The following is a 12828-nucleotide window of genomic DNA, read 5'->3' as shown; positions in this document are numbered from 1 at the left end:
TAATTGCTATTGAAATTTATATGTTGAATTTGAAAAATTTATTTTATTCCCATTCTATCGTTGCAGGCGGTTTTGAGCTAATATCATAAACTACTCTATTAACACCTCTAACGTTATTTATAATTTCATTAGAAATTTTCATTAAAAACTCATACGGTAAATGTACCCAGTCTGCTGTCATACCATCTGTAGATTCTACAGCACGAAGTGCAACTACTTTTTCATAGGTACGCTCATCGCCCATTACTCCTACGCTATTTACTGGTAACAAGATGGCCCCTGCTTGCCATACTTTATCGTATAATCCGTGTTCTTTTAATCCGTTGATGAAAACGGCGTCTACTTCTTGCAAAATAGCTACTTTTTCTGGCGTAATATCTCCTAAAATACGAATCGCTAATCCTGGTCCAGGGAAGGGATGACGACCTAATAATTCTTCGTCGATTCCTAAACTTCTACCTACTCTACGTACTTCATCTTTGAATAACATTCGTAAAGGCTCTACCACTTGCAATTTCATAAAATCAGGCAATCCACCAACGTTATGATGCGATTTAATCGTTGCCGATGGTCCGCCAGTTGCCGAAACCGACTCAATCACATCAGGATAAATAGTACCTTGACCTAACCATTTTACATCGGTTAATTGGTGTGCTTCATCATCAAAAACTTCAATGAACGCTTTTCCAATAGCTTTACGTTTTGCTTCTGGATCATCTAACCCAGCTAATGCATCCAAAAAGCGTGCCGAAGCATCCACTCCTTTTACATTTAAGCCCATTCCTTTGTACTGATTTAGTACATTTTGGAATTCGTTTTTACGTAATAATCCGTTATTTACGAAAATACAATATAAGTTTTCACCGATTGCTTTATTCAATAAAACCGCTGCTACTGTTGAATCTACACCACCAGAAAGTCCTAAAACTACTTTATCGTTTCCGATTTTAGCTTTCATTTCGGCTACTACTTCCTCTACGAAAGCGTTTGGTGTAAAATTTTGTGGCACTTGAGCAATTTTCACTAAGAAATTTTCCAACATTTGTTTTCCATCTGTTGAATGATATACTTCTGGGTGGAATTGAATCGCATAAGTAGTTTCTCCTTCAATTTTGTAAGCTGCGTTTTCTACGTCTTTAGTACTCGCAATCATTACACCATTTGTCGGTAATTTCTTTATAGAATCTGAATGCGACATCCAAACTTGGCTATTTTCAGAAACACCTTCTAAAAACACTTCATTTTCTTTGATGTACGAAAGATTTGCTCTTCCGTATTCTCTTGTGTTTGAAGCCGCAACTTCTCCACCTGAAAAATGGGCTAAATATTGCGCTCCGTAACAAACGGCTAACAATGGCATTTTACCTCTAATTTGAGATAAATCTGGGTGAAGTGCTTCTTCTGAACGCACCGAACATGGACTTCCGCCTAAAATTACGGCTTTGTATGATGATAAATCTGCTGGAATTTTATCGAATGGAAAAATCTCGCAGAAAATGTTTAATTCTCTAACTCTTCGGGCAATTAATTGGGTGTATTGCGAACCGAAATCTAAAATTAATACGTTGTGTTGCATTTTATTGTTGTTGTGTTGTAAATTTTAATTTCATTAAAAACAGAAAGACAAGTCATGACTTGTCTCTACAGATTAATACTCAAAAACTCCGTATTCAGATGTAATTGTTAATTTCTTACTTTCTGATTTTTCAACTCTTCCTACGATTTGTGCCTCGATGTTGAAGGATTTTGAAATTTCGATAATGTCTTGTGCTACTTCGGCTGGAACATATAATTCCATGCGGTGACCACAATTGAATACTTGGTACATTTCTTTCCAATCCGTTTTAGAATTTTCTTGAATCAGTTTAAATAATGGTGGTACTGGAAATAAATTATCTTTAATCACGTGAACATTGTCAACGAAGTGAAGCACTTTGGTTTGTGCACCACCAGAACAATGAACCATTCCGTGAATTTGATTTGAATTGTATTTTGATAAAATCTTTTTAACAACTGGAGCGTATGTTCTCGTTGGAGAAAGCACTAATTTTCCAGCGTCAATTGGGCTATTTTCAACTGAATCCGTTAAATTCGTTTGACCTGAATACACTAATTCATTTGGAACTGAAGCATCAAAACTTTCTGGATATTTCTCAGCCAAATATTTTGCAAAAACATCATGACGAGCCGAAGTTAAGCCGTTGCTTCCCATTCCGCCGTTATATTCTTTTTCGTAAGTAGCTTGACCAAAAGAAGCCAATCCTACAATTACATCTCCAGCTTGAATGTTAGCATTATCAATTACGTCAGCACGTTTCATTCGAGCTGTAACTGTTGAATCTACAATAATGGTACGTACTAAATCACCAACATCAGCAGTTTCTCCACCAGTTGAATGTATGGTAACTCCGTGATTTTTTAAATCTGCAATTAATTCTTCTGTTCCGTTGATGATGGCAGAAATAACTTCGCCTGGAATTAAATTTTTATTTCTTCCGATTGTTGATGAAAGTAGAATATTATCAGTTGCTCCAACACATAATAAATCATCAATATTCATGATTAAAGCGTCTTGAGCAATTCCTTTCCAAACCGAAATATCGCCTGTTTCCTTCCAATACATGTAGGCTAAGGAAGATTTTGTTCCTGCGCCATCCGCATGCATAATAATGCAATATTGGTCGTCGTTTGTTAAATAATCTGGGATGATTTTACAAAATGCTTGTGGAAATAAGCCTTTGTCGATGTTTTTGATAGCTTGGTGCACATCTTCTTTAGAAGCCGAAACTCCTCTTAAATTGTAGCGTTTGCTCGTATCAGAACTCATGTATGTAGTGTGTTGTTGTTGTGGCGCAAAGATAGTTCTAAAATTTAGAATTTAGAAGTATGAATTTAGAATTTGTTAAATTTTTATAACATGAACACTTTCAACCAATTCTGATGTATTGTTTGGGAACAAAATATTCTCAATTTTAAAAGTTGTAAAACATTCTCCTGCGCTAGACGAAACATCGTAATTGACATCAATTTCATCCATTTGTAAGGTTATTTCGTTGTTTAATTTGATGACTAATGAATTTCCTGTAGCATTGGTAACAGGTGGAAATATCTGAATGACATTTAAATTTTCGATGAACTCATACGGAATTGTTGCTTCGTCTAAATCTTGAATCGTTATTTGTTGGGAAGTATAAGTTTCATTTTCAAAAACATTTTCCCCTGAAGTTTCATCAACAATTTCAACAAAAAACGATGCTGGTGTTGCTTGATTTCCTTCATCGCATTTATCATTACAACTCACTAACGAAGCTGTTATAACTATTAAAAAAAAGCCAAGTATATTTCTCATTATTTTTTACTTAAAATTTCAATTTCTACCCTTCGATTTGCTGCGGCTTGCTCAGGCGTTGCTTCTGGAATGGGATAAATAGGTTGCGAAACACCAAATCCTTTCGTTTTTACACGATATTCCTGAATACCATTATAAACGAGAAAACGCTTAATTTGTTTTGCTCTATCGGTAGACAAATTTCGATAATCTTTATCAATACAACAAATATGCCCTTGAATTTCGATTTTTAACTCGGGATTATTTTGCATTACAAACAACAAATCATACAAAGTTCCTTGCGATTCTGGCATTGTTGCAAAGGTGTTTTGATAGAAATTAATGTTTTTCAAAGTGATTTTCGTACCAACTTTTGCCAATTTTACTTTTTCAGCTAGCGGTGCATCATCTGGAATTACAACTTCGGGTTCTTCTTTTATTCCTAAAACTTCATTCTCCTTATCTAAATCTTTCTCCAATAAATAATGAATGATGGCTTTTCTATTTTCTGCTTTGTTGGTAGAAGTAGCTCCTTTTTCGCCAAGAGAAATACTTTTAAAATCGGGTCTAATGTTTACTTTTCCCTTGATTTGATTAAAAATATGGCTCACGCGTTTTTGCGATAACGTATCGTTGTAGCCCGAAGTTCCTACTTCGTCTGTTGAACCTGTGATAGAAAGAATTTTTGAAGTCGCATTTTCAGTTATCCATTTTTGGAGTTTGGCAGCTTCTGTTTTGTTCAGTTCAAATTTATTGTTATCAAAATAAAAGACGGCTTGTTCTTGCGCGAATGTTATTTGAAACCATACAACAACTATAAAGGAATATAAATATTTCATGAAATCATGTTTATAAAATAAAACGAAAAATTATGCCAAAAATTAATTCTCTAAGATAAGAATTTCTACTCTACGATTTTCGTTTCTTTCTTTTTCGTTTTTTTCTGGAATTTTGTGAAGTGGTTGCGTACTTCCAAAGCTTTTATATTGCAATCTACTATCATCGATATCATTGGCAACCAAATAATTATGAACCGCAATAGCACGTATTAAAGCAATATCTTCAGGATCTTCGCCTAATTGACAGCAAATATGACCTTGAATTTCAATTTTTGCTTTCGGATTACTTACCATAAACGCTAAAAGTTCTTCCATAACCGGTAACGATTCGGGTACGAAAATTCCGGAACGGTCATAAAAATACAAGTTTTTCATCACCAACTTATCTCCTACTTTTGCATTTGCATAACGATTAGGAATCGCTTCAAGATGCACTAATTCTTCTGGATCAACGGGTTGTAATTCTGCAACTATTTCTTTAACTGGTTTAGGATTATCCGAAATTTTTTGTCCTGTATAAACCACTGGATCATCGTAAACTACTGTTTCTTCTTTAATTATTTTGTTTGGAATTACGTTGTAAAAAACATCAACTCTTCTGTTATATTTTCTTTCTTTTCGGGTTTGAACTCGTTCTCCAAAACCTTTAATTTTTAAATCTTCGCTAAAAAATACTGAGGAATTTACTTTTGTTTTAAGTTGTTCATGAACGGTATGAATTCGTTTGTAAGCTAAAGTATCGTTATAATCATACGTTCCATACCAATCGCAATACCCGCTGATTACTAGAATTTCGCGGTTTTCGGCTTTGTTTAACCAAGACAAAAACAATTCGTTTTGTTTTGGGTTAAACGCATCTTGATCAAAATCAAAATAAAAACTCGCTTTTTCTTGTGCTGAAAGTAAAAATCCAAACAGCAGTAATACGTATTTCATTTGGGGTATTTTAATGTAACGAATATAAAAAATAAAACGTAGTAAAAAAACTTATTCACAGAAAGAACTTCTATTTTTCACATAACAAACTCATTTACAATTATTTAAAAATCAAAAACTAGTTGGCTACAATTTGAATTTCTACTCTGCGATTTTCATTGCGCTCGTCTTCGTTGTTTTCTGGAATTGTATGAATCGGTTTCGTGCTTCCAAAGCTTTTGTAACTCAATCGGTTTTTATTAATTCCGTTGTTAATCAAATAATTGTAAACTGCTAAAGCTCTAACTTTTGCCGTATCTTCTACATCGGTGCCTTTTTGACAACAAATGTGACCTTGAATTTCTATTTTTAAATTAGGATTAGCCAACATGATTTTCAATAATTCCTCTAAAATAGATCGCGATTCAGGAACAAAAATTCCAGAACGATTGTAGAAATGTAAATTTTTCAAAACCAACTTATCTCCAACTTTTGCTGTTGAAACTTGTTGAGACAACTCCTTTTTATCTTCTTTTGGAAGTATTTTTTCTGTTACCAATTCTTCATAGAAAATCTCTACTTTTCTGTTCAGTTTTAAATTGGAATTTTGTTCGAAATTTTCGCCTTTACTTTCAATTTCGATTTGCTTTTGGTCAGTAACTTTTTCGATAATTTGCGATACAAATTTAGCTCTATTGAAAGCCAAAGTATCATTATAACCATTAGAAGCACGATAATCGCAATAGCCTATCAGCTTGGTGAATTTTACCTTTTTATTTCTAAAAAAATCATCAAAACGAATTAATTCATTTAATTTTAATTGATCAGAATCGGTATCAAAATACACCGTGAACTTGTTTTGCCCAAAAGAAATAGAAGACAACAATAAAAAAATAAAAAGTATTTTTTTCATTCGATAGGTTTTAGTTTATCGAAAATAGTATTTTTTCGTCGATAAATTATGGTTTTTGTACACTTTTTTTTATATTTTTGAAAAACAAACTGTTCCTTCTAAGCCATGTAACAAGTTTAAACAATATAAAACTAATACTCTTAAAAAAAAATGAATGCAATAACAGCACTTTTAAAAACTGACTTTGGAAATCCAGATGGTTTATATGATATAAATCTTGAAAATTATTTTTATGACAATGAATATTGGAAAAAAATAGTTCAAGAACCTGCTTACTTCATTATTGGCAGAAAAGGAACAGGAAAATCAGCTGTATATAATTGGATAAAAAATCGTGAAGTTGAAAACGGGATGATAATAAGCAATTTATCATTTAAAAGTTTTCCTTTCCAAAAACTATTAAAATTGAGTGATGATGATTTTACAAGACCAAATCAATATCAAAGTATTTGGAAATATATAATTCTGAGTGAATTTGCTAAACAAATTGTTCTTGATGAACGAAATAAATTACTTCCACATTATATAGAACTATATGATTTTGTAAATTATAAGTTTGGTAAAAACTTAAAAGATTTGCATTCTAAAATTACAACGAATACTAATAAAACTGAACTGGGACTACAGTTCAGAGGTATTGGTCCAAAAACAAGTGTTGAAAAATCCGTTCAATTAGGTGATGAAATAGAAAACATTAATGAAATTAATGAAAGATTAGAAGAATTGGTCTTAGACAATTTAGCAGAAACTCAAAGACCATATTTAATACAATTTGACCAATTAGATGATAATTATACATTATATATAGACAATAAAAAATATTTTGAATCTCTCATAAGTCTTTTCAAAATAATTTACTCTTTAAACTCTACTATTCTTTCATATAACAAAAATACCAAAATAGTTGCATATTTAAGATCTGATATATATAATCAATTTAGTAGTCATGACCCAGATAGTGCAAAATTTGACTATCATACTTATAAATTAAATTGGGCCATAATTAATAAAAATGACTGGGCAAACCCTGCTTTATTACAACTCATGAACATTAGAATTGAAAACAGTGTAAATGAATTGAGAGGTAAAGGTTCATTCAATTATATATTTAACAAAAAATTTATTTTACTTCATGAAAACGGAAAAAATATTGATCCTTTTAAATATATAATTCATAGAACTTTTCATCGACCTAGAGACCTGGTACAATTTTGCATAAAAATTAAAGAGCAAGCAGACATATTGAATAAATTAGACTATCATACAATAAATGCAGCAGAAAAAGAATATTCTTCTTGGCTAATTGATGAGTTAAAAAATGAGATATCCCCTATTATTCCAGCAACAGAAACTTTATTTGCCTTATTAAGAACTTTAGGCACAGAGAGTTTTACATCAGAATATTTTAAACAAATATATTTTGAGACAGGAAATAAAAATATAAATAAAAGTCCTGAGGCTCTTTTAAGATATTTATATGAATTAGGCATAATAAGTAATATTCAATTTGGTAAAAATGGAGCAGGTATATATTCAATTATTCGAAATGAAAAATCAAAGTATGACCCAAAAATGAAAGCAGTAATTCATTCAGGGATAATTAAAGGTCTATATACATATTAGTAGATCTGTGTTAACTTTGATTCCCATTCTTACTCACAAAAAGTCCCAATCTTTCAATTGGGACTTTTATTTTACTTACACTTAAGAATCAACCTCAAGCTTATACCCTTTTCCACGAACCACTACAATATTAATATTTGGGTCAAGTTCTAGTTTTTTTCTAAGTTTTGATATGAACATGTCTAAACTACGCCCTACAATAACGCCTTCGTCTTCCCAAATTTCTTTTTGAAGTCGGCTTCTTTCTATTGTTTCGTTAGGCGATGAGGCAAAAATGAGCAATAAACGTGTTTCGGTTGCTGTTAAATCTATGGTTTCCTTATTAATTTCTAGTTGACGCTTTTGTGCATCAAACATAACTGAACCAAAAGTAAACAGTTTATTATTATCAATTTTAGGTAATTGTTTTTTAGGTTTTAATTTCCAAAAAACAAATCCAATCAATAGTAAAAACGCTAAACCTCCTAAATAATATTTATAATTTGCTGTAACTACATCGCTTGGTTTAAATTTGATATTTATCTTGTAACAAGCAATAGGTTGTTTTCTTCCAACACAGGCTAAAATATCCTCTTTTTTATTTTTGGAAATAGCATATCCATAAGCAACACTCGAATTATCACAATTAATTACATTAACAATATAATCGGAAACGTGATAATCTTTGACTAGTAAACGTTGGGTAGTATTTACTAACGAATCGGTTACAAATGAAAATTCTTTTTCAAAACTAATTTGATATTCATTTTCAGCTATCTTTTTTATCGGAAGCACTCTCGAAGTACTATCTCCCGATTGCAAAAGTACTTCATGACCTATTCTTCGCAGTAAAACTTCTCTTCTGGAAAGATCAAAATCGCTATTCGTATTTACAAAGAAAACCAATGAAAATAACACCAGTAATAGCAATGCAATTACATATTTAGTTTTCCCAGAAAGGAGTTCTTTTCTATTATTCATAGTGTCAATTAATTATTTACAAAGTTTACATTTTTATTTACAATCCCAATTGTTCTAACAAAAAATTATGAATGTAAATTCGTGTAATCAATTTAAAAAAGTGAAAATTATGAAAAAAACAATTTATGTTCTAATCTTTTCATTGGTTGTGATAAGTGGATTTGTATTTAGCTTTTCAACTTTTGCCAATGGCTTACATGTTAATCGTGAAATTAAAAACGACACTACAATTTCTTCAAAACCGTTATCCAATTTAGAGAAAAGAAAAAAATGGGAAGCTTCACCAGATGGCAGAAAATTTAATGATTGGAAAAACTCGCCAGAAGGTAAAAAAGTGCAAAGTAGTTATGAAAAAATAAAAAAAGAAATAGAAGCGTATACTGAAATGGAAGCTGTGGTTACATCGGTAACTTTTCAACTTCCAACTACAAACCCATCAAGCCCAAAATGGTTAGTTGTAAAGATTAATGGCGAAGATTACATGATGCAATTTATTCCAAATGATTTTGAGAAATTAAATAATCTAAAAGTTTACGACAAAATAATTATTAAAAGCAGAAGCGCTGGTTTTTCAAACAATCATCCTTATTTGATTTTATCGAGCGACTATATCGAACACAACAATAAAGTACTTTTTGAACGTGATTTGAGTAAGAATGATGGTTGTTGAGAATTTAAACGTAATGATAGTATTCTTTAATTTAAGAATGTTTTGCTTTTAATCTTTTAGGTATATTTGTAAATAACTATGATGAAAAAAAACTTTTAAATAAATTGAATACAGAAATAATTCATAAAATATCTATTCTTGATAAATTCACATCAATATTAATTTTTTTCGCTTTAATATTAGGCATAGGATTAAAAATAGAAATTGATGACTTAAATTATTACGAGAGCAATCAAAATTTAATAATTATTGCAATTTTGGCACTTTTAATCATTTTATTTATTTTTAGTTGTATTAGGATTTTTGATGATAAGCCTATTTTAAAAATTAATGATAATGGTGTTTTTTACAGAAGTCGTTTTTTGCCTTTTTTACCATTAAGTCATCTAGAATGGAATGAAATTGACTTTGTTGAATTAAAAATAGTAAAATATACAAAACACTCCAAAGGAAAAGGACTTTTGATTTATAAAAAAAATAACTTCACTCCAAAAACGATACATTTAGAAGATTTAAATTATCCTGAAAATGTAATCTTGAATACCTTTAAAAAACATTCAAATTTTTTAAATTCAATTAGTCGGATTGAAATTAAAAAACAGTATTAAAATAATCTTGAAAACACAGAATCTAATTCCGCGTGTCAAAACAAAAAATCCCAATCTTTCGATTGGGATTTCTATTTTAATTACTTAGTAAATAACAATTCTCTGTATTTTGTTAGTGTCCAAAGTTCGTCGTCTACTAACAATTCTAATTTGTCAGCATGGTAACGAATTTCTTCGAAGTAAGGTTTTACTTTATCGCAATACGCATCTGCCATTTTTTCTGTGCTAGTTAAAGCATTTGCTTTTTTACGCTCTTCGGTCATTTTTTCTACTTTCGTATTAATGCCTTCGATGTGTTCTGAAATTTCTTTGATTAACGAAATTTGCTCTTTTGCAATTTTCTCAAAGTCTTTTCCGAAAATTTCTTTTAAACCTTTTACGTTTTCAATTAACACATTTTGGTATTTAATTGCTGTTGGAACCACATGATTACGAGCAATATCACCTAAAACACGACCTTCGATTTGGATTTTTTTCACGTATTCTTCCAATTCAATTTCGTAACGTGATTCTACCTCAACATGATTCATTACGCCCATTTCTCCAAACAACTCAATTGCTTTTTTAGAAACTTTTGCTTTTAATGCTTTTGGAGTTGTTTTATGATTGCTTAAACCACGTTTTTTAGCTTCTTTTTCCCAAGCTTCGCTATAACCATCACCTTCAAAAAGGATAGTTTTTGTTTGCTTGATATATTCTCTCAATACATTAAAAATTGCTTCGTCTTTCTTTAAATCTTTTTTCTCAATTAAAGCATCCACTTCAATTTTGAAATCTTTTAATTGTTTTGCAACGATTGTATTTAAAGTCGTCATAGAAACGGCACAGTTTGCAGAAGAACCAACGGCTCTGAACTCAAATTTGTTTCCAGTAAAAGCAAATGGTGAAGTTCTATTTCTATCGGTATTGTCTAATAAAACGTCTGGTAATTTTCCTACTACGTTTAATTTTAAATCTGTTTTTTCTTCTGGCGATAATTTTCCTTGAGAAACCCCTTCTAATTCCGCTAACACTTTAGTCAATTGTTGTCCAATGAAAACCGAAATAATTGCTGGTGGCGCTTCATTCGCTCCTAAACGGTGGTCGTTACTTGCCGATGCAATTGAGGCTCTTAATAATTCTTCGTAATCATGAACCGCCTTAATCGTATTGATGAAAAAAGTTAAGAATTGTAAGTTGCTCATTGGCGTTTTTCCTGGAGATAATAAGTTAATTCCAGTATCTGTTGCTAATGACCAGTTGTTATGTTTACCCGAACCATTAACTCCTTTGAATGGTTTTTCATGGAATAACACTTTAAAATCGTGACGTTCTCCCACTTTTTGCATCACATCCATTAATAATGAGTTGTGGTCTACCGCTAAATTCGTTTCTTCGAAGATTGGTGCTAACTCAAATTGGTTTGGTGCTACTTCATTATGACGTGTTTTAACTGGAATTCCTAATAACATACATTCGTTTTCTAAATCACGCATATACGTTAAAACTCGTGTTGGAATCGAACCAAAATAATGGTCGTCTAATTGTTGTCCCTTAGCTGCAGTGTGACCTAATAACGTTCTTCCAGTTGCTAATAAATCGGGTCTTGAGTTGGCTAAAGCTGTGTCAACTAAGAAATATTCTTGTTCCCAACCTAAAGTTGGTGTTACTCTTTTTACGTTTTTATCGAAATATCTTGCAACGTCAATCGCAGCAGAATCGATAGCATGTAACGCTCTTAATAAAGGCGTTTTGTTATCTAAAGCTTCTCCTGTATAAGAAACGAAAACTGTTGGAATACATAAAGTAGTTCCAAAGATAAATGCTGGTGATGTTGGATCCCAAGCGGTATATCCTCTAGCTTCAAATGTATTTCTGATTCCTCCATTTGGAAAAGAAGACGCATCTGGTTCTTGTTGTACCAATTGACTTCCTCCGAATTTTTCTACTGGATCACTTCCATCAGGAAATGTTTCAAAGAAAGCATCGTGCTTTTCCGCAGTGGTTCCGGTTAAAGGTTGGAACCAGTGCGTGTAATGAGTTACTCCTTTAGATAATGCCCACTCTTTCATTCCCAAAGCGATATAATCGGCAATTTTTCGGTCGATTTTTACTCCTTCAGCAGCAGCTTTAACGGCTTTGTAAGCCTCTGGTGTTAAAAACTGTCGCATCGCTTTATCTCCAAAAACATTACTACCAAAAATAGCTGATTTTCTGTCCAATTCCTCTACGTGAACTGGTTTTCTGTCGGTTGCCTTTCTTAAAGCTTGAAAACGAAATGTTGACATAAGTTGTGTGTGTTTAAAGTTATACCCTTGAAAAGTTATGCAAATATATAACTTTTTTAAATATTTTTACAAATACCCCTATTTTTTTAGGGGTAAAAATATTTTTTATTACTTTTACATTATGAAAACATCAAATTTATACATGATAATGTTAGGTTGCACCCCAAAAGGTCGTTTTACCGAACAACACGATATCTTTTTTGGCATTGGAAGTAGTTTAAAAGAATTAGTTCCAGACATGAATGCTTTTTGGCCCGAAGCAAAAGGAAGAATCCATATTGATGCGTGGCAAAAAGTAACTATTGTTGATGGATTTGCTATTGAAATAGTTTCTAATGAGGAAAAATTAGAACAAGAAGAACAATTGTTCTTTTTGAACTTAGGCGGATATAAAGAAGGAGAGTTTGAAGAATACCATTATAAAGTATTAGTAGTCGCCAAAACAAAAGCTGAAGCTATCAAAAAAGCAAAGCAAACTACCTTCTATAAACATTGTGGTTTCAAAGGAGCAGAATCGCATATTGATGATAAATATGGAGTTGATGTTGATGATATTCATAATATTGAAGATATTCTTTTGGATAAATTCAAATCGCAGTATCGTTTGAAAATAACAAAAACCAATGCGATTTCGGAAGACGAAAAACACATTGGTTATTTAAAGTTGGATAAAATATCGATATAAAAAAAGAGCTATCGGATTGG

Annotated in this window: 12 protein-coding genes; 4 read left to right on the top strand and 8 right to left on the bottom strand. The window is 31.6% G+C overall.

Annotated elements, in window-relative coordinates:
* Nucleotides 1–43: 43 nt before the first annotated feature.
* From guaA to B0I03_RS00845, 6 genes are all read right to left on the bottom strand, one after another.
* Nucleotides 44–1576 carry a glutamine-hydrolyzing GMP synthase gene (gene guaA, locus B0I03_RS00870; protein ID WP_111565599.1) on the bottom strand — a complete coding sequence of 511 codons (1533 nt, stop codon included), beginning with the start codon at nucleotides 1574–1576 and terminating at the stop codon, nucleotides 44–46.
* Between the two features lie 72 nt (nucleotides 1577–1648).
* Complete coding sequence (locus tag B0I03_RS00865; RefSeq protein ID WP_111565598.1) at nucleotides 1649–2827, bottom strand: AIR synthase related protein; 1179 nt, start codon at nucleotides 2825–2827, stop codon at nucleotides 1649–1651.
* 75 nt (nucleotides 2828–2902) lie between these two features.
* Nucleotides 2903–3349 (bottom strand): hypothetical protein, encoded by a 447-nt coding sequence (locus B0I03_RS00860; protein ID WP_111565597.1) that lies wholly within the window; start codon nucleotides 3347–3349, stop codon nucleotides 2903–2905.
* Entirely contained in the window at nucleotides 3349–4167 is an 819-nt protein-coding gene (locus B0I03_RS00855; RefSeq protein ID WP_111565596.1) for an OmpA family protein, read from the bottom strand. The genes B0I03_RS00860 and B0I03_RS00855 overlap by 1 nt, the downstream gene beginning before the upstream one ends.
* Before the next feature lie 42 nt (nucleotides 4168–4209).
* Nucleotides 4210–5103, bottom strand: a complete 894-nt coding sequence (locus B0I03_RS00850; RefSeq protein ID WP_111565595.1) for an OmpA family protein — start codon at nucleotides 5101–5103, stop codon at nucleotides 4210–4212.
* Between the two features lie 118 nt (nucleotides 5104–5221).
* Nucleotides 5222–5995, bottom strand: a complete 774-nt coding sequence (locus B0I03_RS00845; protein ID WP_111565594.1) for an OmpA family protein — start codon at nucleotides 5993–5995, stop codon at nucleotides 5222–5224.
* A 150-nt stretch (nucleotides 5996–6145) separates the two neighbouring features.
* Between B0I03_RS00845 and B0I03_RS00840 the strand changes: the two genes are divergently transcribed.
* Nucleotides 6146–7618, top strand: coding sequence for a P-loop ATPase, Sll1717 family (locus B0I03_RS00840; RefSeq protein WP_111565593.1), 1473 nt, complete (start codon nucleotides 6146–6148; stop codon nucleotides 7616–7618).
* A gap of 81 nt (nucleotides 7619–7699) precedes the next feature.
* Here the strand turns inward: B0I03_RS00840 and B0I03_RS00835 are convergent, their stop codons facing one another.
* Nucleotides 7700–8578, bottom strand: coding sequence for a winged helix-turn-helix domain-containing protein (locus B0I03_RS00835; protein WP_111565592.1), 879 nt, complete (start codon nucleotides 8576–8578; stop codon nucleotides 7700–7702).
* Between the two features lie 109 nt (nucleotides 8579–8687).
* Here B0I03_RS00835 and B0I03_RS00830 point away from each other — a divergent pair, with 109 nt between their 5' ends.
* Complete coding sequence (locus B0I03_RS00830; protein ID WP_111565946.1) at nucleotides 8688–9248, top strand: hypothetical protein; 561 nt, start codon at nucleotides 8688–8690, stop codon at nucleotides 9246–9248.
* A gap of 104 nt (nucleotides 9249–9352) precedes the next feature.
* A complete protein-coding gene (locus B0I03_RS00825) occupies nucleotides 9353–9856 on the top strand; it encodes a hypothetical protein (protein WP_111565591.1) in 504 nt (167 codons plus the stop codon).
* Between the two features lie 80 nt (nucleotides 9857–9936).
* Here B0I03_RS00825 and B0I03_RS00820 read toward each other — a convergent pair whose 3' ends face one another.
* On the bottom strand, nucleotides 9937–12123 hold the full coding sequence (locus B0I03_RS00820) for a glutamine synthetase III family protein (protein ID WP_111565590.1): 2187 nt from the start codon (nucleotides 12121–12123) through the stop codon (nucleotides 9937–9939).
* A gap of 121 nt (nucleotides 12124–12244) precedes the next feature.
* Here B0I03_RS00820 and B0I03_RS00815 point away from each other — a divergent pair, with 121 nt between their 5' ends.
* Nucleotides 12245–12808 (top strand): DUF1543 domain-containing protein, encoded by a 564-nt coding sequence (locus B0I03_RS00815; protein ID WP_111565589.1) that lies wholly within the window; start codon nucleotides 12245–12247, stop codon nucleotides 12806–12808.
* Nucleotides 12809–12828: the final 20 nt, after the last annotated feature.

Source organism: Flavobacterium aquaticum, assembly GCF_003259835.1.
Lineage (GTDB): Bacteria > Bacteroidota > Bacteroidia > Flavobacteriales > Flavobacteriaceae > Flavobacterium > Flavobacterium aquaticum.
The sequence above is the reverse complement of the archived record's forward strand: the minus strand, read 5'-3'. Positions and strand labels throughout refer to the sequence as shown.

What these genes read in the sequence shown, in the direction of transcription:
- guaA (WP_111565599.1), bottom strand. Translation starts at nt 1,576, where the DNA reads ATGCAACACAACGTATTAATTTTAGATTTCGGTTCGCAATACACCCAA.
- B0I03_RS00820 (WP_111565590.1), bottom strand. Translation starts at nt 12,123, where the DNA reads ATGTCAACATTTCGTTTTCAAGCTTTAAGAAAGGCAACCGACAGAAAA.
- B0I03_RS00835 (WP_111565592.1), bottom strand. Translation starts at nt 8,578, where the DNA reads ATGAATAATAGAAAAGAACTCCTTTCTGGGAAAACTAAATATGTAATT.
- B0I03_RS00850 (WP_111565595.1), bottom strand. Translation starts at nt 5,103, where the DNA reads ATGAAATACGTATTACTGCTGTTTGGATTTTTACTTTCAGCACAAGAA.
- B0I03_RS00845 (WP_111565594.1), bottom strand. Translation starts at nt 5,995, where the DNA reads ATGAAAAAAATACTTTTTATTTTTTTATTGTTGTCTTCTATTTCTTTT.
- B0I03_RS00860 (WP_111565597.1), bottom strand. Translation starts at nt 3,349, where the DNA reads ATGAGAAATATACTTGGCTTTTTTTTAATAGTTATAACAGCTTCGTTA.
- B0I03_RS00815 (WP_111565589.1), top strand. Translation starts at nt 12,245, where the DNA reads ATGAAAACATCAAATTTATACATGATAATGTTAGGTTGCACCCCAAAA.
- B0I03_RS00855 (WP_111565596.1), bottom strand. Translation starts at nt 4,167, where the DNA reads ATGAAATATTTATATTCCTTTATAGTTGTTGTATGGTTTCAAATAACA.
- B0I03_RS00865 (WP_111565598.1), bottom strand. Translation starts at nt 2,827, where the DNA reads ATGAGTTCTGATACGAGCAAACGCTACAATTTAAGAGGAGTTTCGGCT.
- B0I03_RS00840 (WP_111565593.1), top strand. Translation starts at nt 6,146, where the DNA reads ATGAATGCAATAACAGCACTTTTAAAAACTGACTTTGGAAATCCAGAT.
- B0I03_RS00830 (WP_111565946.1), top strand. Translation starts at nt 8,688, where the DNA reads ATGAAAAAAACAATTTATGTTCTAATCTTTTCATTGGTTGTGATAAGT.